Genomic DNA, 20,049 nt, shown 5'->3' on the forward strand with positions numbered 1-20,049 from the left:
CGCCGGGAGGCCGAGGGATTCAATGGATCTGAAAAGAATTCTGTTCGACGTCAGCGACCATGTCGCCACCATCACCCTCAACCGCCCTGAGCGGCTGAACGCCACCGACGACCTGGCCCGCACGGAGCTGGCCTGGGCGTGGGGGCAGGTGCGCGACAACCCCGATATCCGGGTCGCGATCATCACCGGCGCCGGCGACCGCGCGTTCTGCGCGGGGCAGGACATCCGCGCCACCGCCGAGAGCGGCATCCGCAACAAAGTGCCCGGCTCCCGGCTGCACCACAACGTGTGGAAGCCGGTCATCTGCGCCCTCAACGGCATGGCGGTCGGTGGGGCGCTGCACCAGGTGGCCGACTCGGACCTGATCATCGCCGCCGAGCATGCCGAACTGATCGACACGCACCTGCAGGTCGGCAACGTGTTCGCGCTCGAACCCGCGGTGCTATTACGGCGCATGCCGCTGTCGATGGTGATGCAGCTCGCGCTGATGACCAAGCAGGGCCGGATCTCCGCGCAGCGCGGATACGAGATCGGGCTCATCAACGAGGTGGTGCCCGCGGACCGACTGCAGGAGCGCGCCCGCGAGATCGCGCTGGCGATCACCAAGCTGTCCCCGGCGACCGTGCAGGCCTCCGTCAAGGCGATGTGGACCAGCCTGGACGTCGGTCTGCACGCCGCACACGACGTGGCCTACCGGTATGTGCTGCAGCACCAGATGACTCACCCCGACTACCGCGAGGGGATGGTCGCGTTCGCCGAGAAGCGGGAACCGCGCTGGGTGGTCGAATGACGTCGACGCCGTCGGCCACACGGGTGTTCCGATACGAACCGCTGCCCTACGACGCGGTGCTCCCCGCGATGCTGGCGGCGGTGACCGGTGCCCACAGCGCCGGCGATCTCGTGGTCACCGTCACCGGCGACGGTTCGGTGGAGCGGATCACCTACGGCGAGGCCGAGGACCGGTCGGCCGACATGGCGGCACGGCTGCTCGCCGCGGGGGTCACCAAGGGGGTGCGGGTCGGCATCCTCGCGCCCAACGGCCCCGATTTCGTCACGGCATTCCTGGCGACCGCCCGCATCGGCGCCGTCGCGGTGCCGATCAACACCTTCTTCCAGCCACCCGAGCTGGAGTGGGTGCTGCGCGACGCCGACATCCACACCCTGCTGGCCGTCGAGACGCTGCTCGGCCGCGACATGTTCGAACGGATCGAGGCCGCCGCAGGCGAGTGGCAGGTCGTCGACGGACAGCTGCGCATCGAGCGACTCCCCCAGTTGCGCAACATCCTTCCGCTCGGCACCGCCCGCCGTGAGTGGCCGAGCTCGTGGCCGGACCCCGTTCCGGAGAACTTCCGCAAGGCGTGCGAAGCGACGGTGCGCAGCGCCGACGACCTGCTCGTCATCTACACCTCGGGCAGCACGTCGACACCGAAGGGCATCATCCACACCCACGGCACGACGATCACCCACTCCCGGTTCATCGCCACGGCGCACGACTGGGATCACAACGACCGTATCTACGTACCCATGGTGTTCTTCTGGGTCGCCGGACTGGTCTTCGGGTTCCTGGGCCCGATGCAGGTCGGCGCCGCGATCCTCACCGAGCACAAGTTCGACGCGGGCGAGGTGCTGCGACTCCTGCAGAGCGAGAAAGCAACCTATACAACGGGGTTCGGTCACATCGGGCCCGCTCTGGTGAACCATCCCGATTTCGCGTCGACCGACCTGTCGAGCCTGCGTGAGGGCTACCAGCAGGTGCTGCTGCCGCCGGAGCGCCGCACTCCCGACCCGTCGCTGCGGGTCGCGCAGCTCGGGATGACCGAGACCTGCAGCTCGCACACCTGGTGGCCGCCGCACGAGGAGCTGCCCGAGGCCAAGCGCGGCTCGCTGGGCGTATCCGCGCCGGGCTACGAGCACAAGATCGTCGACGAGGCCGGCAACGAGGTGCCCAACGGCGTCACCGGTGAGATCTGCGTGCGCGGCACCGCGATGATGCGCGCAATGGTGGGCAGGCACTGGTTCGAGCTGGTGGACCGGGACGGCTGGCTGCACACCAAGGATGCCGGCTACCGCGACGACGACGGCCACTTGTACTTCGCCGGACGCCTCGACGAGATGATCAAGACCTCGGGCACCAACGTGGCGCCGATGGAGGTCGAAGCCGCGCTGGGCAAGATCGAGGCCGTGCGCATCGCCTATGTCGTGGGCGTTCCCGATCCGGAGAAGGGGGCGATCGTCAGCGCCGCGGTGGTGCTCAACGAGGGATACACCGCCACGGCCGACGATCTGGTGGCCGAGTGCCGCAGCAGGCTCGCGGCGTACAAAGTTCCCAAGAAGTGGGCGATCCTGTCCGACGCCGACCGCCTGCCGTACACCACCACCAACAAGATCGACAAGGTGCGGCTGACTCAACTCATGGCCTCGGGAGAGCTCTGTTGACCTCGCTGGCCGACCTCGAAGCCCGGATCGCGCGCCTCGAGGCGCTCGACGAGATCCGCCAGCTCGCCGCGAAGTACGCGGTCGCGCTGGACATGCGCGACCTCGATGCGTTGGTCAACCTGTTCGTCGAGGACGTGAAGGTGCCCGGTGGCCGGCGCGGGCGCGCGGCGTTGCGCGACTGGTACGACACCGAACTGCGCACCAACCTGCTGGGCAGTGCGCACGGGGTACTCGGCCACGTGATCGACATCCACGACGCCGACACCGCCAGCGGTCTGGTGTACTCCCGCAACGATCTCGAGACCGAATCTGTCTGGGTGATCGAGATGCTGGCCTACCTGGACCGCTACCAGCGTCGCGACGGCCACTGGTTCTTCCGCAAACGCACACCGCTGTTCTGGTACGAGTGCGATATCACCGATCCTCCGGTGGGTCCGCACAAGATGCGGTTCCCGGGCCGGGACCGTCACGACGGCAACCTGCACGAGGCCTTCCCCTCCTGGCGGGAGTTCTGGGAGGCCGCTCCCGGCCGCCCCGACGCACCGGTGCGCGCGCCCGCGCCGGTCGGTGCGTGGCTGCGCGAACTCCGCCGTGACAACCCCGATCCCCGTGTCGACCCCACCGGCCGAACGGACCAAGGAAGTCGATGAGATGACCGACATCCCAGACGCATTCGCCGCCACCGACGCACAGGACGAGCTGCGCCGAACGGTGCGCGGGTTCTTCGAGAAGAAGATGCCCGAGCACGAGGTGCGCCGCATCATGGAGACGCCCGAGGGCTACGACCGCGCGGTGTGGCGCCAGATGGCCGACCAGCTCGGGCTCCAGGGGGTGGCCATCCCCGAGGAGTTCGGCGGCAGCGGCTTCGGCTACTCGGAGCTGGGCGTTGTCGTCGAGGAAACCGGCCGCGCGCTGCTGCCCGGCCCGTTCTTCGGCTCGGTCGTGCTGGCCGGCACGGCCCTGCTGTGCAGTGCCGACGACGCCGCCAAGTCGCGGTACCTGCCCGGCATCGCGACCGGTGAGACCATCGCGGCGCTGGCGCTGACCGAGCAGTCCGGGCGGTGGAGCGCCGATGCCGTCCAGACCACCGCGCGTCACGACGGCGGCCGCTGGATAATCAACGGCAGCAAGACATTCGTCCTTGACGGCCACGCCGCCGACCTGCTGCTGGTGGCGGCTCGGACGGACAGCGGCATCTCACTGCTGGCGGTCGATCAGACCGAGGGCCTGACCCGGCGGATGCTCTCGACGCTGGACCCGACCCGGCGGCAGGGCCGCATCGACTTCACCGACACCCCCGCCGAGTTGATCGGGGCCGAGGGGCAGGCGTGGCCGTCGTTGTCGCACGCCCTCGATATCGCTGCCGCCCTCCTGGCTCTCGAGCAGGTGGGCGGCGCGCAGCGGTGCCTGGAGATCGCCGTGGACTACGCCAAGACCCGTCACCAGTTCGGCAAGCCGATCGGGTCGTTCCAGGCGATCCGTCACCGGTTTGCCGATCTGATGCTGGAGATCGAGTGTGCCCGTGGCGCAGCGCAGTACGCCGTGTACGCCGCCGCACGGGGGCTGGACGAGCTTCCGGCGGCCGCCTCGCTGGCCAAGGCGTACTGCACGGACGTCTACACCAAGGCGGCCGGGGCGAACATCCAGATCCACGGCGGAATCGGGTTCACCTGGGAGCATCCCGCGCACATGTACTTCAAGCGGGCGAAGTCATCGGAGCACCTGCTGGGCGACGCCGCCTACCACCGCGGCCTGCTCGCCGACCGCGCCGGGATCTAGAAATCCGTTCCGCCGTCGATGTTTATCGCCGCGCCGGTCGTGTACGCCGCGCGGTCGCTGAGCAGGAACGCGATCAACTCCCCCGCCTCATGTGGGCGGCCGCCGCGGTCGAGTGCCACCCGCATGTTCCAGGCCGGGTTGCTCGACAGGTGGGTGTAGATCGCGTCCTCCTCCGCGACGTTGTACTCCGCCGCCCGCTGCGCGCGAATGAAGTCGTTGACCTCGGTGTCGAACAGCCCCGGACACACGGTGTTGACCCGGATGCCTTCCGCCCCATGGGTTTTCGCTAGGATCTTGGACAGCGTGAGCACCGCGGCCTTGAGCGCGTTGTACGGCGGAATGAGGATCTTCGGGGCCCGCACGGAATAGGCCGCCGTCGTCACGATCGTCCCGCCGCCGTTGCGCTGCAGGTGGGGAATGACCGCCCGGCAGGAGCGCACCGTGGCCATCAGGATCGTCTGGTAGTACCAGTCCCACGAGTCGTCGGCGTGCTCGAGGAACGGGCCCTGCTGCTTCATCGGACCCGCGGTGACGGCCAGGCCACGCAGTGGTCCGAGCCGCTCGGCCGCCTCGTCGATGGCGTGGCGCACACCGTCGCCGGTTGCCGCGGCGTCGACGCTGATACCCACGGCACGCACGCCGTGTTGCTCGGCCAGCCCCGCGGCCCTCTCGGTTGCACGATCTCCGTCACGGGCCAGCAATGCCACGTTGGCACCGTCGCGGGCGAGTTGCTCGGCAGCCGCGTATCCCATGCCGGTGGTCCCGCCGACGATGACGAAGTTGCGTCCGCTCAACCCGAGATCCATGCCGCGCCTCCCACCATCACCCGACTCAGCAGCGCCACGGAGTGTAACAATTGAACGCACTTTGTCACTATGCTTAGCTATATCGCACGTGATAACCGTCACCGCCACCGCCGGTGTGCCGGAACACCGCGACACCACGTGTCCCGTAGCATGAACGGGTCAGGACGGCATATCCCAGCGACGAGGGGGTGACATGGCGACCCAACGGGCCACGGCCGACGTCGAGGAGCAGCACGAATCCGACCGCCGAGACCAGATCCTGGAGGCGGCCAACGCATGTTTCGCCCAGCTTGGGATACACCGCACGAGCGTGCAGGACGTGGCCCGGGCCGCGAATGTGTCACGCGGCACGGTGTACCGGTACTTCGAGGACCGGACCATCCTGATCGAGGCCGCCATCGAATACGGCGCGCAGAAGTTCTACCAGGAGATCGCGGCGGCGATGGCGAAGAAGTCGACGCTGGCCGAGCAGCTCGGCGCGATGGCCGAGACCCACGCGAAGATCCTGCTCGACCATCGCACCCGCAACCGCCTGATGACCGACGACGCCGAGCTGATGCGGCACATGATCGCCGACGCCGACGCGGCGGTGCGACGCACCACCGAGTTCCTGATGCCCTATGTGCAGCAGGCCAAGGAGCGCGGCGAGGTCGGATCCGGCGTCGACGTCAAAGCTGCCAGCGAGTGGCTGGCCCGGATCATCTACTCGTTCACGACGGTCAACGAGGGCCTGACCTTCGACATGTCCAAGCCCGCCACCGTGCGGCGCTACGTGGAGAGGTTCGCCGTCAACGGCCTTCGCTGAAGTTCGCCAAGACGGCGTATCAGTGAGACATACTCTGTAAGATTGTTCTATGTCTTGCGGAGGTCTGGATGGCTGAGCGGTCGTTGGCTGGTAAGCGAGTCGTGGTGGTCGGTGCCTCTGCCGGTATCGGCCGGGCGTTTGCGATCCGGGCGGGTAAGGAAGGCGCCAGACTGGTGCTGGCAGCGCGCCGGACCGACAAGCTCGACGAGGTGGTGGCCGAAGCCGGTGGCGGCGCCGCGGTCGCCGTCGATGTGCGCAACCCCGCCGACTGCCAACGCCTCGCCGAGGTGAGCGGCCAAACGCTGGGAAACGTCGACATCCTGCTCGCCTCATCGGGCTATGCGCCGCTGAAGATGTTTGCCGACACCACCATCGACGACTGGCGTGATGTGTTCGAGACCAACGTGATCGGGGTGCACGAAGTCATCCGCGCCCACCTTCCCGTGCTGGTCCCGTCGGCGATCGTCGCGGCGATGTCGTCGGATTCGGTCCGCCACCCACACGCCGCGCTGGGTGCCTACTCCTCGAGCAAGGCCGCGCTGGAGCGCTGCCTGGTGTCCTGGCGGCTGGAGAAGCCGGGTTACCGGTTCGCCTGTGTGGAGGTCGGCGGCACGGTGCCGACCGACTTCACGTCACACTTCGATCCGGGGCTGCTCGACACGGCGTTGAACGACTGGCTGTCCCGGGGCCTGGTGCAGGAGACCCGGATGACGCCGGAAGCGGTGGCCGACGCGCTGGTGGGGACGTTCGCCGGCGCGATCGACTCTCCCGACGTCGGGCTGGAGTCGATCGTCCTCAAGTCGCCGTCGGCGCCGATGCGCGTATGAGCACGCAAGTCGAGTCGGCGTGGCCGTCGCACCCCGACTACCGCATCGACATCGAGCCCTTCACCTACACCGCGCAGGTGTGGTTCGGCGACCTGCTGCTGGCCGAAAGCGATCGCTGCCTGATCCTCAAAGAAGCCAAACATATTGACCGGCTGTACTTTCCGGACGCCGACATCAAGTGGGAACTGCTCGAGCAGACCGATCACACGACCGTGTGCCCGTTCAAGGGGCGGGCGTCGTACTGGACCGCGTCGCATGACGGGCAGACCGCCGAGAACGTGGCGTGGAGCTATCGGGATCCGCTGCCCGAGGTGGCGGCGATCGCCGGGCACGTCGCGTTCTACTCCGAGCGGCTGCGCGTGGTGGTGGTGGACCGCTGGCCGGACGGCACGGTCGTGCACACCCGGTTCCCGCTGTGGGGTGATGCCGCCGAACTGCTGCGGTTGATCGACGTGGTGCCCGAGGGCGATCACTTCGTCGGACCCGCACACGGACCGACGCAGCGCGACGTCGTCGAGGGCGGCCAGCTGCTCGCCGAGGCGATCGTCGCGGTGTCCAAGACGCTGCCCGACCAGCGGGTGACGTCGGCCTCGATGGTGTTCTGCAAGGCCGCGTCGTTCACCAAGCCCGTCGACGTCTCGGTCGATCTGCTGCGCGGGGGCCGGACGTTCTCCACCGCCGAGGTACGCGCGACGCAGGACGGCGTCCTGCGCGGCGCCGCGATCCTGCTCTGCGACGCCGGCGCCGACGACGTCTTCACCCACGTCGACCCGATGCCGGAGGTGCCGCCGCCCGCGGGGGCGGTCCCGTTCGAGGGCTTCGGTATGCCGGGGCGCGAGATCCGGGTGGTGGACGCGGCGTATGACCCCGACCCGGACCGGGTGGGGCCGCCGGAGATCAATGTGTGGGTGCGGTTCCGTGACGCGCCGCCGCACCAGTACCTGCACACCGCACTGCTCGCGCAGTCGACGACGCACTGGACCATCGCCGCGGGTATGTTGCCGCACGCCGGGTTCGGCGAGGCACACGCCCACCGGACACTGTCGACCGGAATCATGAAGGCCACGGTCGCTTTTCATGACGACGCCGACGTCACGGACTGGCTGCTGTACCACAATCGCGCGTTCTGGGCCGGCCGCGGGCTGGTGCAGGGCGAGGGCAGAGTTTTCACCCAGGACGGCCGACAGGTGGCGTCGTACACGGTGCAGGCGATGGTGCGCGGGTTCCAGCGCAGTCCGCAGGAGATGGGACATGACGACCGCACGGCGATGTGATAACCGAAATGTATTGGAGGGCTTGAAATGAACCGTCTGACCGGCAAGGTGGTGGCGATCACCGGCGCGGCGCGTGGGCAGGGCCGCAGCCACGCCGTGCACATGGCCGACGAGGGCGCCGACATCATCGCGCTCGACATCTGCGCCGACATCGCGACCAACGAGTATCCGTTGGCGACGCGGGAGGATCTCGAGGAGACGGCCAGGTTGGTCGAGAAGGCCGGGCGGCGCGCCATCACCGCCGAGGTCGACGTGCGGGACCGCGCCCGCCTCAAGCAGGTTCTCGATGACGCCGTCGCCGAACTCGGCGGCCTGCACGTCGTCGTCGCCAACGCGGGAATCTGCCCGCAGGGCAACCACCTTCCGTACAAGGCGTACATCGACGCCTTCGACGTGGACTTCGTCGGCGTGGTCAACACGATCCACGTCGGGCTGGACTACCTCGGCGAGGGCGGGTCGGTCATCGTGACCGGGTCGATCGCCGGACTGGTCGACCAGAAGGACATGGCCAACGGCGGCGGTCCATCGGGCCCCGGCGGGGCGGGATACGGCATGGCCAAGAAGATGGTCCGCGACTACACCAAGGCACTGGCGCTCACGCTGGCGCCGCACAAGATCCGGATCAACGCGGTGCATCCGACCAACGTGAACACCGACATGCTGCACAACATGTCGATGTACCGGGTGTTCCGGCCGGACCTGACCGAGCCGACCCGCGAGGACGCCGAGGTGGTCTTCCCGCTTCTGCAGGCGATGCCGATCCCCTACGTCGAGCCCGACGACGTCTCGCACGCGGTGGTCTACCTCGCGTCCGACGAGTCACGCTACGTGACCGGTCAGCAGCTGTTCGTCGACGCGGGCGCCGGACTGAAGATGGGCGTGTAGGGTCCGCGAGAGCAGCCGCTGGAGCGATGCCCGAGACGCTCAGGCTTCCGGTCGCCGCCGGCCGAGGAAGAACGCCAGGGCGATCGCGCCGAAACCCAGGGTGCCGATCACACCGGCGGACACCATCAGGAAGATGTCGCGCCCGGACATCCCGCCGCCCGTGGACGACTCGTCGGCCGCCAGCCGCAGCCGGTAGTCGCCGGGCAGCGGGCCCTCGGCCGGTTCGCTCAGACCCGGGAACTGCTGGGTCTTACGGACCTCGAACTGGCGCTCCCCGTTGGCGGTCTGGGTCCACTCACCCCAGACCGGGGTGGCGCCGTCGAGCAGCACCTTGCGCCCGCCGTACACCTTGTCCTCGCCCACGTCGACGATCTGGCGCACCCGGAACGGCTCGTAACGCGCGTTCGAGTAGTTCACCAGTACCGGCACGTTGTCGAAGCGCGCCACCGGCGGCGGGGGCGGCGGCAGCGGCAGCCCGGCACCCGGGAAGTAGCCGCCGCCGAAGAACGTGCCCACCGCGACGGCGGTGGCCGCCTGTGCCAGGTCGATCGCCGCGTTGACCGGCGCCAGCACGGCCGCGGTGAAGCTGTAGGCCGCGAACTGGGCCGCCTCGATCACCATCCGCGCCAGCGGCGGGATGTAAAGGATGCGGGGCCGCATGTCGTAGACGTAGACGATGCGCACCGGCTGGCGGAACGGGTTCATCAGGACAGGCCGGTAGTACTCGTCGTACTCGATCCAGTCGGGGCGCCACTGCCGGACGTTGGAGACCAGCTCGACGCCGCGCTCCTGCTTGCTCTCCAGCTCGACCTTGGCGCTGGCGCCGGGCTTGTCGCCGTCGCGGCCCAGCGACAGATCGATGGACTGCTTGAGCGCCTCGATCTCCGGCTCGGGCGCGGGCTCGGGTTCCGGCTCGAAGACCGGTTCGGCCTTGCGGGCGAGCTCGATGTCGTCGTCGGGCGCATCCAGGGTCTCCGGCACCAGGGTCTCGAGTTCCTTGGCCGCCTGGGTGATGGACACCGTCGGCTTGTCGGATTCCTCGGTGTTCTCCTCGCCCTCACCCTTGCCCTCACCCGTGCCCTCGGACTCGTCCGACGCCGTGGTGGTCTCGGTGCCGCTGGTCGGCTCCGAAGTCTCGGATGTGCTCGACGCGCTGGTCTCCGACGCCGGCGCGGCCGACGAGCTCGGCGTCGAGGTCTCCTCGGTGTCCGACGTCTCCTCGGTGTCCGACTCCTCGGTGGTCCGCGCCCTGGGGCTCGGGGCGGTGCTCGGCGCGGTCGTGGTAGACGGTGCGCGCTCGACCGAGGTCGACGGCTCCTCGGTCGCCGGCTCCGGCTCGGCCGTCTCGACGACGGTGCTGGTCCGCGGGGCCTGGGTTTGAGGTGCCTCGGTGTGAGGTGCCTGAGACTGGGGCTCCGGCGCGGGTTCCGGCTCGGGTGCGGGGGCCGGGGTGGGCGGGGGCGCCTGGGTGGCCGGGGCCTGCGGCGCGGCGGGCTCGGGCGCCGAGCTGGGCTGCTCCGGCTCCGGGGCGCTGACCTGCGGGATCTCCGGCGCCGGTGCGACCGACGTCACGACGTCGCCGTCGGAGTCCGGCTGCGCGACAGCAGGCGACAACCCGGCAGTCAGGGCGGTCAGCGAGATCGCGACCCCTGACGCAAGCGCGGCAACACCGTGCCTGCGGAACTTGTCCTTGGCAGACAGCGCGGAAATGGTTTTCTCCACGGAACGCCCGGAGACCGCTGGACCCGATACCGGCTAATCCGTGTTCGCGGGGATGTACGCCGCGGGACGCCGCCCGGATCCCGCTCACCAGTGCCGATGCCCACCCCCGGCGGTGGCCGGGACATCAGTGGTCGACGTCAGCGAAGGGTTGCCGGTGGGCGTCCGGTGGTAGCTGCGTCACCCCTCGTCGGTGCTCTCTGATTCGGGGGATCGCGCCGGCGTGGAGGGATCGGTGATCCTCTTCCAGGTGTCGCGGATCCGGTTGCCCGGATCCCCGCCCGGCCGCTTTCCGAACGGCAGCAGCGGTTCCACCGTCGTCTTGTTCCCGGTGGTCATATCGACCGCCGGCTTCTGATTCCGCTTCGTCCGGTCCACGGCGGCCGGCTTGCGGCCGGTCGACGCCGGTTCCGGTGTCTCTTCGGCGGCGACAGCTGCGTCAGTCGGGGGCGCGGCCGGCTCCGGATCCGGCTGTGGCGGCGTGGGCACCCGCCAGGAGCGCCCCGACGCCGGCGGGCTCTCGACCGGGTTCTCGAACACCCCGCCCGGGTTGACCGCCGCTGTGGGCGGGACGGCCGGGACCGGGGTCTTCCCGATGGTGTCGCCGTCGACCCGCGGACCGGGGTTCTGATCGACCGCCGGAATGCGACCGGTCGCGGCGAACGGTACCGCTCCGAATGTGGATGGCTCGGCGAGTTCGTCGGGGACCGGCGGCGGCGTTCCGGAGATCAGCGTGGTGAGCGTGTAGTAGGTGGCTCCGACGATTCCGTTCGGCGGCTCGTCGTCGTCCGGATCGTTCGAGTAGCCGAAGAAGAACGCGTCGGTGACACCGTGTGCGTAGCTGTCGTCGGGTAACGCGTCGACCAGCGCGGTGCCGACCAGTTGGGTGACGCCGCCCTCGAAGAAGTCGTTGATCGCTCCGCCCAACGGGGTGCCCTCGCCGCCGGCGAGGCCGACCAGCACCACCCGGGCGACCTCGGTGAAGCCACCTTCGAAGAATGCGTCGACGATCGGCGAGTCGGGGAAGATCTGGTCGACGGCGAAGTAGGCGACACCGGTGAAGCCGTCCGGTCCGGCCGATGTCGGATAGCCGATGAAGAACGCGTCGAGCAGGGTCTGCAGAGTGCTCGGATCAGCGAGCAACAGCGTCGGCGCATCGGGCCCGCCGACGTCTTCGACGAGGTGCAACCCCGTCGCCAGGTCCTCGACGGGTGCGGGCGACGGGGCGATCGGAAACCCCGAGCCGGCACCCGATGGGGTCTGCGCATCCGCGGCGATGCGGATCTCCCGGTCGAGCAGCGGCGGCGCGATGGTCGGCAACGACGCGATGAGCAGCCCGGCGCTGCTCAGGACGACTCCGGCGCCGATGAGTGGTCGAACAGCCATACCCACGCTCCCCCCGCGCTGGATGTCGGCCCCACCCGAATCCGATACATTAGCCAGACGCGCAGCAAGGCTGGAGAAAGCGTACGGCCCGCACCCCCAGCGAGCAACAGGAACCAGCTGAAACAGCGAGCCACGGAGGTGACCCGGTGCGCCTGGCGGCGCCGCTCGCTATTTGCTCATGCAAGCTTTCGAGGTCACTCGGTGGGGTCGGCGCCGCCCGGGGTGCCCGTGTGGCCGGTTTCCCGCCGCTCACCCGCGGGGCGCTCGTGCGCTCCGACCGTCGGCCGCTGCAGCACGCCGCGTACCCGACGTGGCGTCGCGTCCCCCGTCTTGGGCACCGACGTGGAGTCCTCGGCAACGGCGGGATCTTCCGCTGATCCGGAGACCGAACCGACACGGGTGCTGAAGTTCGGGCTCACCCGCCGGGTGGGCCTGCGGTCGTCGACGGACGGAGTCGGCTCCGCCGCGGCGAGCCGCTCGGCACCGTTGGCGGCCACGGAGCCGCCGGTCGTCCTGATGACGGCCCCGGGGGCTTCGGCGAATCGGGTGGATTCGGTGCGGCCGGTTTCCGGCGCCGGATCGGGCCCGGTCGATCCGGATCCCGCGCGGTGCAACCGAGTGAGGCCGTCCTGGATCGCTTCGGGCAGCTGCCGCAGCGCCGTGACGACGACATGCGGGGGTGGCAGGAACCGGCCCGGCACATAGCGATCCGGGTTGGCGATCGGATCGTTGTCCGGATATCCGGCGTTGACCAGGACGGTCGCGATCGGTTCGAGCACATCGGCGAGCGTCGAGCCGACCGGCCCGAGCAGGCGTAGCGGCTGCACCAGCGGCAGCCCGTTGCTCAGATAGGTGACGTACGTGGTGTCGCCGACCTTCTTGATCTCGGCGTACTGCGGCGTTCCGTCGTCCTCCCATCCGATGACCACGCGGCAGGTGTCCGGACATTCCACCACGGTGTCCGTGGCGTCCACGATGGTGCCGTCGTCTTGCACCGGCAGATACAACTCAGACTGGTGCAGCCTCCGCTGCGCATAGGCCACCAGGGAATTCAGATCCGCGATCGGGTTCAGGAAGTACGCCGGCGCGTTGGAGTTCGCGTCGTACTGATAGCCGATGTCGATCACCTGCACACCGTCGATCTCCGGTGTCGGGATGGGATTCACCCCGATCAGCGCGAACACCGGATAGCGGGTGCCCCACCCGCCGTTCGGCCGTGCCACATTGTTGTCGAGCACCCACAGGTTGCCGGCGAGCGCTGCCGGGTCGGTGTGGTTGAACCAGGACAGCAACGCACTCGCGTTGGCCGCACCCCACCCAGAGGACAACACGACGTCGGACTCGTCGGTGCTCACCAGGGCCGCGTAGATACCCAACGGACCGGTGAGGAAGTTGACCGTCCGGACATCGGTTCCGGGCGGGTTGAACCGGCTCTGGAAGAAGTTCACCACGCCGGTGCCCGCCGGGTTGGTGGAACTGCCGACCGCGATCAGCGCGGACAGTTCGATCGCTTCGGTCAGCACCTGCCGGCTCGACACCGCAGCCGCCGAAACCGGTGGCACCGCAGGGGTGCTCACACCCACCGCGGCGGCCGTTGTCACCGCGACAGCGGCCGCCGTCGCCGACGACAGCGCCCGCCGGACCCGGCCGGGCCGCCTTTCCGACGTCCCCGTCTCAGCCATCACCACACGTCTCCTCGCCTCTGCGTTGAGCAAAGTTATCGCAGAACGCCATCGCACACGACGCAACGCCGGACCCGGCCCGACGACCACCCATACTTACGCAGGCGTGAATTTTTTTCCCAAACCCACCACGTGACCGTGCGAGCGAAGCTAACCTAGCCGACCTAATAGAACAGGGACCGGCTGAATGGAGTCGCGATGGTCGCAAGGCGGGCATTCGGTGCAGTCGCGGTGACGGGAGTCGCTGGACTCGCCGGCGCACTGACGGGGCCGCCGGCACACGCGACCATCCCGACACTGCTCACCACGACCGATGCCGCGACCGGTGCCGTGGCAAACCCCGCCGTGACCGGCTCCGGCGGGGCTCACCCTGCCGGGGCCGACCGCGCAGGATCTGTCCTTCTCGCGGCGGACGCGGGTCGGCCGCCGACGGTCCGCGGACGGTGCGCTGGACCATCGCGGCCGGCACCCATCCGAGCATGATGTCCGACACCGCACGGATCTCGGATGGACTGGGCGCGCCGGCGGTGGGAGACGTCTCGCCTCAGGCAGGCGGGCGGCCCTCCGTCGGCGCGGTCGCCGCCCAGCCCGCACGACTCGTGCTCGATCTCGCGGACGGTTCGACACCACCCTCACGCTGGTCACCGCCCGCGGTACCGGACGACGCGGCAGGGTACGCGGCGCTCGCGGTGGCGCGGGTCGACGAGGGCGACACCACCTTCCAGTTCGTGTTCACCGTGACGGTCACCCCCGACGGGGTGACGATCGTCGACCCCGCCGGGGTGATGTGGGTCGGTAACGGCACCGATCCCGGCCAGAACGGGGGCCGGCTGATCGGCAACGGCGCCGACGGCGGACCCGGCCAGAACGGCGGCAACGGCGGCCTGTTGTTCGGCCGCGGCGGTAACGGCGGCGCCGGGCTGGAACCGGGACAGGCCGGCGGAAACGGCGGCAACGCCGGACTGTTCGGCAACGGCGGACACGGCGGGGCCGGCGGCCCCGGTGCGGCCGGCGGGAACGGCGGCCGTGGCGGTCTGTTCTTCGGCAACGGCGGCGACGGCGGGTCCGGGCATGCCGATGTCAACGGCGGGGCCGGCGGCGACGGTGGACACGGCGGTAACGCCCTGCTGTTCGGACGCGGCGGCGACGGCGGCGCGGGCGGGGCCGGTCTCGACGGCGCGAACGGCCTGAACCCGGCCCCACTCCCGGCGACTCCGCCCACCGGCTTGGTCGGCGGCCAGGGCGGTGACGGCGCCGACGGTGAGCAGGCATCGCACGACTCCCAACCGGACCTTCCCGGTTACCCAGGTTTTCCTGGACAGCCCGGACAGCCGAACGGCCGCGGCGGTGACGGTGGGCGGGGAGGCGACGGTGGACCCGGCATCGGTACTGCGAACCCCGGCGCCGGTGGAGCGGGTGGAGCCGGCGGTACGGGCGCCGACGGGGCCCTGCCCGGCCAATCCGGCGGCGACGGCGGCGCCGGGGGCGCGGGCGGCTGGGGGGCGTGATCGTAGATCACGGGGGATACCACCGGGGCGGAACCGGCGGTGCCGGCGGTGCCGGCGGTCGCGGCGCCGACGGCCTCCTGCCGGGTCAGGCCGGCGGCAATGGCGGCCACGGCGGGCGGGGCGGCTGGGGCGGCGACGGTGGGCACGACCCTGACCGCGACGCCTTCACCGGTGACGGTGGCCGGGGCGGCGACGGTGGGCACGGCGGACCGGGTGGCGGTCACGGCGGTCACGGCGGCCACGGCGGGCGGGGCGGCTTCGGTGGTGTCAGCGACCGCCCCGACGGGCTCGGTCGCCTGGGGGACCAGCGAGGACGGCGGCCACGGTGGCGACGGCGGAGCCGGTACGCCCGGCGGCAGCGGCGCCCCGGGCGGCCGCGGCGGCAACGGCGGATCGGGCGGCGCCGGAGGCGACGGCGGCCGGGGCGGAGCCGGGGCGGTCGGCGGCAATGGCGGTGACGGCGGCGATACCGGCACCGGCGTGGCCCCTGGCCGAGCGGGCAATGGCGGCAATGGCGGGTCCGGTGGGACCGGCGGCAACGGTGGCGCGGGCGGCGATGGCGGACACGGCGGCCGCTCGGGACTTCTCATCGGTGTCGGCGGTGGAGCCGGGGCCGGCGGCAACGGCGGTGTGGGTGGCGCCGGAGGCAGTGGCGGCCTCGGCGGAAAGAGGGGATTCGGCTCGGGCGGTCACGACGGCAGCACCGGGCAGACCGGCGCGTCGGGATCGACCGGCGCTGCCGGCAAGCCCGGCTTGTCCCGGCGCTGACTCAGCGCCGGCGCCGGCGCGAACTGAGATAGTCTCCGACGACCGCGGCTCCCAGGCCGTCGAGATCGGGTACCACCACCCGCCCCTCGACCCGGCGCGCCACCTGATCGATGAACCTGGCCAGGCCGGGGTCGTCACCCAACCGGAAGATGGTGATCTGGGTGCCCATTCGGGCCACCTCGTCGAAACCCCGCACGGTCAGGGCGATGGTCCGCGGATGCGGGGGGTAATCAAAAAAGACCGAAGAACCCACCCCGTCCTCCGAGCCGCCGTAGTTCTCCAGGTGCGCGGTCGGCTCACCGTCGGTGACCACCAGCATCACCGGCTGGGCGTTGGGGTGGCGGCGCAGATGACGCGCCGCCAGCGCCAGCGCATGGTGCAGGTTGGTGCCCTGTTCGTAAACCCCTTCCAGCCCGGTCAACTCGGCCGCGCTGACGGTGCGGGCGTACCGGCCGAATGCGATGATCTCCAGCGCGTCGGACCGGAACCGGGTGCTGATCAGATGATTCAGCGCCAACGCGGTGCGCTTCATCGGCAGCCAGCGGTTCTCCATCACCATCGAGAAGGAGGTGTCCACCAGCAGCGCGACCGCGGCCTGGGTGCGGGTCTCGGTCTCGGAGATCTCCACATCCTCGACCGAGATCTGAATCGGCGGTTCCGCCGGCCCCGTACCCGCTTGCCGCAGCACCGCATTCGTCAGGGTGCGGGTCACATTCCACGGCTCGGTGTCGCCGAACGACCACGGTCGGGTGGCGCCGGTCAGCTCACCGGCGGCGCCGGCACGGCGGGTGTCGCGTTCCCCATGCCGGCCGGACAGTTGTTGCGCCACATCGCGTAACGCGGTCTGACCGAGCTGGCGCATCGCCTTGGGCGACAATCGCCACGACCCGTCCGAGGCGCGGTCCAGAAAGCCCTGATTCATCAGGGCGCGTTCCAGCTCGGCCAGGGTGCGGGCGTCCACCGCGGCGTCCTCGCCGAGCTGGCGGGCCAGCATGTCCAGGTCGACGTCCTCCATGGTGGCGCCGGCGTAGCTCTGCGACAGCTGCTCGGCGAGTTGTTCCAGCTCGCCGATGTCCTGCAGCGCCTGCGCGCCCTCGCCCATTCCGAGCGGGTTGCCGCCGGTGAACTCCGCCGAACCGTCCCAGTCCTCCCCCGGCCGGGCGGCCCGCAGATGGCTGTCGAGCCGCTCCAGCTGGTTGATCAGCGCCGGAGACCCGAACGCCTGCTGCGCCAGCGCATCGAGTTCGGCACGTTGTTGCGCGCTCAGGCTGTTACGGAACCGCTGCGCCGCCGCGGCGCGTCGGGCCAGCGAGTCCAGCAGTTCGTCGACGTCGCGCGGGTTCTCGGGAAAGAACTCGCCGTGCTTGGCCATGAAGTCGTCGAAGTCCTGCTGGGTGTCCTCACCGCGAGAATGCTTGTCCAGCAGATCATTCAGATCGTCCAGCATCTCGGTGACGCGCTGCCGGTCTTCCTCGGTGGCGTTCTGGAGCGCCTGCTTCATCCCGGCGAACCGCTGATCGAGCATCTCCCGGCCGAGCAGATCGCGGATCTGCTCGTACTTCTGCCGCCCCTCCGGGGACCGCCATTGGTAGTCGGCGAGTTCCTGCACCGCCTTGGCCGGTGACGGCGACAGCGACTCGATCTGCATCTCCTGGAAGCGGGCGTCGTCGTCGAGGGCCCGGGCCAGCTCCTTGCGTTCGGCGAGCACCGCCTCGTCGAGCAGCTTCTTGATCTCCTGCAGCGTGCCGTCGAGGTTGTTGCGGCTCAACAACTCCCGACGCCGCCGGTTCACCTCGGCGGCGAGCCGGTCGGCGCCGCGCATGTTGCGGGTGCCGCGGCGCATCAGCTCCGACAGCGCCCGGCGCGGCGAGGCGCCCTCCATGACCTCCTCGCCGATGCGTTCCAGCGCCTCACGCAGGTCGATCGGCGGTGCCAGCGGATCCGGTCCGCCGGTGTAGGCCGAATAGCGCGCGGAGCGCCCACGGCGGGTCCTAGCCATAGATGGTTTCGCCTTCGCCCGTCTGCTTGTCGATCCGTTTGGCCAGATACAGTGCTTCCAGCGCCAATTCGACGGCCGCCGCCCGCTGCCCGATGCTCTGCGCACCGAGCCGGGTGGTGATGGTGTCGATGACCGGCAGATCCGGCAGCGCCGCCAGCACGTCCTTGGCCGACACCCGCTCCCCGGTGGTCACCGGCGAACCCTCCTCGACCGCCGCCACCAGCGGTCCGACATCGATACCACCCAACAGCCGCTGAGCGGTGTCCGCGGTGGCGCGGCGCAACAGATGTTCCAGGATCGCCAGCTCGCGGCCCTCCTCGCCGGATTCGAACTCCAGCTTGCCGCGCAGCACCTCGATGACCGTGCCGAGATCGACCACCCGGGCCACCGGATCGTCCTCGCCGAGGATCGCCGACCGGTGCCGTGCCGAGGCGGCGACGGTTTCGGCCGCGGCGATCGCGAACCGCGCCGACACCCCCGACCGCTGGTCGATCGACGGCGACTCGCGCAGATTGCGGGTGAACCGGGCCAGGATGTGCAGCAGGTACTCCGGGACCTCGGCGGCCAGGTGCGCCTCCTGGGTGATCACACCGACCTCCGCCTCGAGCTGCTGCGGGTAGTGGGTGCGGATCTCCGCGCCGAACCGGTCCTTGAGCGGGGTGATGATGCGCCCGCGGTTGGTGTAGTCCTCCGGGTTGGCGCTGGCGACCACCAGCACGTCCAGCGGCAGCCGCAGCGTGTAGCCGCGCACCTGGATGTCGCGTTCCTCCATCACGTTGAGCATCGCGACCTGGATCCGTTCGGCCAGGTCGGGCAGCTCGTTGACGGCGACGATGCCGCGGTGCGCGCGCGGGATGAGCCCGTAGGCGATGGTCTCCGGGTCCCCCAGGCTGCGGCCCTCGGCCACCTTGATCGGGTCGATGTCACCGACCAGGTCGGCCACGCTGGTGTCGGGGGTGGCCAGCTTCTCGGTGTACCGCTCGCTGCGGTGCCGCCAGGTGATCGGCAGGTCGTCGCCGGAGTCGGCGGCCCGGCGGATCGACTCCGGGGTGATCGGGCTGTACGGGTGCTCCCCCAGTTCGGAGCCGGCGATCACCGGAGTCCATTCGTCGAGCAGACCGATCAGCGCCCGCAGCAGCCGCGTCTTGCCCTGCCCGCGTTCACCCAGCAGCACCACGTCGTGCCCGGCGATCAGGGCGCGCTCGAGCTGCGGGATCACGGTGTCCTCGAAGCCCAGAATGCCCGGCCACACATCGCGGCCGCCGGCCAGCGCGGCCAGCAGATTTTCCCGGATTTCCTGTTTGACGCCCCGTTCTCGATGCCCTGAGGCGCGCAGTTCACCTACGGTGCGGGGAAGATCATTGGGTTGGGTCACCCCTCCAAGCTACGACGAGTCCCGGATTTCGCCAGCGCTAACCCCGATTCGCGGGCACTCCGGCGGGTCCGGCCAGCGGGCCGGCTCACTCCGGGGACGGCGGCAACACCACGAAACCCGACAGGATCGCGTCGACGTCGCGCCGGTAGGTGGGGTTGTCCGGATCCATCGTCTGCGCGGTCACGGCGACGATGTACATCTCGTCGTCGGTGTCCAGGGCCACCAGCAGCACCGTCGCCGGATGCGGCCGGACGGCGCCCATCGCCGGCGTCAGGTAGTCGATGGTCTGCGCGGGCAGACCGCACAGCGTGTGCGCGCTGACGCGCAGGTCCGTCGCCCCCACCACCTGCTCGAGCCCCAGCCGCTGCTGCTCGAAGGCCAGGCCGGGATCGACTCCGTCCACGGTCTCCAGCGTCACCACCACGTTGGGGACGAACTCCTCGGCGACGATGCCGGGGTTGCCGATGACGAACCGGATCAGCTCGGAGTCCAGCTGCCGGGACCGTTCCCAGCCGTCGGGCTGCGGGATCCGCAGGACCGGTTCGCCGTCGGCCCGGGCCGGGATGGCGGTCAGCGGTGGGTCGACCGGTGTGCACGGCGACGCGTCGGAGGCCGCCGGTCGGTCGTCGGCGGCGACCGGTTCGGCGGCGACCGGTTCGGCGTCGACGTAGCGGGTGCACGACACGGTCAGCAGCGTCACCAGCGCCACGACGGCCGCGACCCCGGCCGAACGCACACGGAACCGCCCGATCCCGCGGGTTTCCGGGCGATTCTGCGACTGCTCGCGGAACATCAGCGGG

Annotated in this window: 16 protein-coding genes and 1 pseudogene; 10 read left to right on the forward strand and 7 right to left on the reverse strand. The window is 70.0% G+C overall.

From position 1 onward, the window contains the following. The first annotated feature begins 22 nt into the window (after positions 1–22). The 4 genes from CKW28_RS18660 to CKW28_RS18675 are packed head-to-tail and all read left to right on the forward strand — an operon-like array spanning position 23 to position 4,215. Positions 23–790, forward strand: a complete 768-nt coding sequence (locus tag CKW28_RS18660; protein WP_003925329.1) for an enoyl-CoA hydratase-related protein — start codon at positions 23–25, stop codon at positions 788–790. Further along, on the forward strand, positions 787–2,436 hold the full coding sequence (locus tag CKW28_RS18665) for a class I adenylate-forming enzyme family protein (protein ID WP_003925328.1): 1,650 nt from the start codon (positions 787–789) through the stop codon (positions 2,434–2,436). The genes CKW28_RS18660 and CKW28_RS18665 overlap by 4 nt, the downstream gene beginning before the upstream one ends. Beyond that, positions 2,433–3,086 (forward strand): nuclear transport factor 2 family protein, encoded by a 654-nt coding sequence (locus CKW28_RS18670; protein ID WP_003925327.1) that lies wholly within the window; start codon positions 2,433–2,435, stop codon positions 3,084–3,086. Before CKW28_RS18665 ends, CKW28_RS18670 begins: the two co-directional genes overlap by 4 nt. A 1-nt stretch (position 3,087) precedes the next feature. Further along, on the forward strand, positions 3,088–4,215 hold the full coding sequence (locus tag CKW28_RS18675; RefSeq protein ID WP_040546671.1) for an acyl-CoA dehydrogenase family protein: 1,128 nt from the start codon (positions 3,088–3,090) through the stop codon (positions 4,213–4,215). Here the strand turns inward: CKW28_RS18675 and CKW28_RS18680 are convergent. Continuing rightward, positions 4,212–5,021: an SDR family NAD(P)-dependent oxidoreductase gene (locus CKW28_RS18680; protein WP_003925325.1), complete on the reverse strand. Its 810-nt coding sequence runs from the start codon at positions 5,019–5,021 to the stop codon at positions 4,212–4,214. The genes CKW28_RS18675 and CKW28_RS18680 overlap by 4 nt on opposite strands. Before the next feature lie 193 nt (positions 5,022–5,214). Between CKW28_RS18680 and CKW28_RS18685 the strand changes: the two genes are divergently transcribed. From CKW28_RS18685 to CKW28_RS18700, 4 genes are all read left to right on the forward strand, one after another. Then, positions 5,215–5,826, forward strand: coding sequence for a TetR/AcrR family transcriptional regulator (locus CKW28_RS18685; RefSeq protein ID WP_003925324.1), 612 nt, complete (start codon positions 5,215–5,217; stop codon positions 5,824–5,826). A 68-nt stretch (positions 5,827–5,894) separates the two neighbouring features. Further along, on the forward strand, positions 5,895–6,653 hold the full coding sequence (locus tag CKW28_RS18690; protein WP_040546669.1) for an SDR family oxidoreductase: 759 nt from the start codon (positions 5,895–5,897) through the stop codon (positions 6,651–6,653). After that, a complete protein-coding gene (locus CKW28_RS18695; protein WP_003925322.1) occupies positions 6,650–7,927 on the forward strand; it encodes a DUF427 domain-containing protein in 1,278 nt (425 codons plus the stop codon). The genes CKW28_RS18690 and CKW28_RS18695 overlap by 4 nt, the downstream gene beginning before the upstream one ends. Before the next feature lie 27 nt (positions 7,928–7,954). After that, positions 7,955–8,812 carry a mycofactocin-coupled SDR family oxidoreductase gene (locus tag CKW28_RS18700; RefSeq protein ID WP_003925321.1) on the forward strand — a complete coding sequence of 286 codons (858 nt, stop codon included), beginning with the start codon at positions 7,955–7,957 and terminating at the stop codon, positions 8,810–8,812. 39 nt (positions 8,813–8,851) lie between these two features. On the opposite strand, the gene CKW28_RS18705 is transcribed toward CKW28_RS18700, so the two are convergent. From CKW28_RS18705 to CKW28_RS18715, 3 genes are all read right to left on the reverse strand, one after another. Next, positions 8,852–10,534, reverse strand: coding sequence for a hypothetical protein (locus tag CKW28_RS18705; RefSeq protein ID WP_234784956.1), 1,683 nt, complete (start codon positions 10,532–10,534; stop codon positions 8,852–8,854). A gap of 177 nt (positions 10,535–10,711) precedes the next feature. Then, on the reverse strand, positions 10,712–11,917 hold the full coding sequence (locus CKW28_RS18710; protein ID WP_003925319.1) for a hypothetical protein: 1,206 nt from the start codon (positions 11,915–11,917) through the stop codon (positions 10,712–10,714). A gap of 194 nt (positions 11,918–12,111) precedes the next feature. Continuing rightward, a complete protein-coding gene (locus CKW28_RS18715; RefSeq protein ID WP_131588035.1) occupies positions 12,112–13,599 on the reverse strand; it encodes a PE-PPE domain-containing protein in 1,488 nt (495 codons plus the stop codon). A gap of 821 nt (positions 13,600–14,420) precedes the next feature. On the opposite strand from CKW28_RS18715, the pseudogene CKW28_RS24525 reads away from it, so the two are divergent. After that, a pseudogene (locus CKW28_RS24525) lies at positions 14,421–14,792 on the forward strand (PGRS repeat-containing protein); the annotation flags it as partial. A gap of 453 nt (positions 14,793–15,245) precedes the next feature. Continuing rightward, a complete protein-coding gene (locus CKW28_RS24345) occupies positions 15,246–15,875 on the forward strand; it encodes a hypothetical protein (protein ID WP_162292325.1) in 630 nt (209 codons plus the stop codon). Position 15,876: 1 nt separating this feature from the next. Here the strand turns inward: CKW28_RS24345 and CKW28_RS18735 are convergent, their stop codons facing one another. From CKW28_RS18735 to CKW28_RS18745, 3 genes are all read right to left on the reverse strand, one after another. Continuing rightward, positions 15,877–17,874: a vWA domain-containing protein gene (locus tag CKW28_RS18735; protein WP_003925716.1), complete on the reverse strand. Its 1,998-nt coding sequence runs from the start codon at positions 17,872–17,874 to the stop codon at positions 15,877–15,879. Further along, entirely contained in the window at positions 17,867–19,249 is a 1,383-nt protein-coding gene (locus tag CKW28_RS18740) for a sigma 54-interacting transcriptional regulator (RefSeq protein ID WP_003925717.1), read from the reverse strand. The genes CKW28_RS18735 and CKW28_RS18740 overlap by 8 nt, the downstream gene beginning before the upstream one ends. An 85-nt stretch (positions 19,250–19,334) precedes the next feature. Next, positions 19,335–19,985, reverse strand: coding sequence for an LpqN/LpqT family lipoprotein (locus CKW28_RS18745; protein WP_040547491.1), 651 nt, complete (start codon positions 19,983–19,985; stop codon positions 19,335–19,337). Positions 19,986–20,049: the final 64 nt, after the last annotated feature.

It is taken from the genome of Mycolicibacterium thermoresistibile (assembly GCF_900187065.1).
GTDB lineage: Bacteria > Actinomycetota > Actinomycetes > Mycobacteriales > Mycobacteriaceae > Mycobacterium > Mycobacterium thermoresistibile.

Coding starts and splice junctions, on each gene's coding strand:
- CKW28_RS18715 (WP_131588035.1), bottom strand. CDS start 13,599: ATGGCTGAGACGGGGACGTCGGAAAGGCGGCCCGGCCGGGTCCGGCGG.
- CKW28_RS18710 (WP_003925319.1), bottom strand. CDS start 11,917: ATGGCTGTTCGACCACTCATCGGCGCCGGAGTCGTCCTGAGCAGCGCC.
- CKW28_RS18660 (WP_003925329.1), top strand. CDS start 23: ATGGATCTGAAAAGAATTCTGTTCGACGTCAGCGACCATGTCGCCACC.
- CKW28_RS18735 (WP_003925716.1), bottom strand. CDS start 17,874: ATGGCTAGGACCCGCCGTGGGCGCTCCGCGCGCTATTCGGCCTACACC.
- CKW28_RS18675 (WP_040546671.1), top strand. CDS start 3,088: ATGACCGACATCCCAGACGCATTCGCCGCCACCGACGCACAGGACGAG.
- CKW28_RS18700 (WP_003925321.1), top strand. CDS start 7,955: ATGAACCGTCTGACCGGCAAGGTGGTGGCGATCACCGGCGCGGCGCGT.
- CKW28_RS18680 (WP_003925325.1), bottom strand. CDS start 5,021: ATGGATCTCGGGTTGAGCGGACGCAACTTCGTCATCGTCGGCGGGACC.
- CKW28_RS18665 (WP_003925328.1), top strand. CDS start 787: ATGACGTCGACGCCGTCGGCCACACGGGTGTTCCGATACGAACCGCTG.
- CKW28_RS18685 (WP_003925324.1), top strand. CDS start 5,215: ATGGCGACCCAACGGGCCACGGCCGACGTCGAGGAGCAGCACGAATCC.
- CKW28_RS18690 (WP_040546669.1), top strand. CDS start 5,895: ATGGCTGAGCGGTCGTTGGCTGGTAAGCGAGTCGTGGTGGTCGGTGCC.
- CKW28_RS18695 (WP_003925322.1), top strand. CDS start 6,650: ATGAGCACGCAAGTCGAGTCGGCGTGGCCGTCGCACCCCGACTACCGC.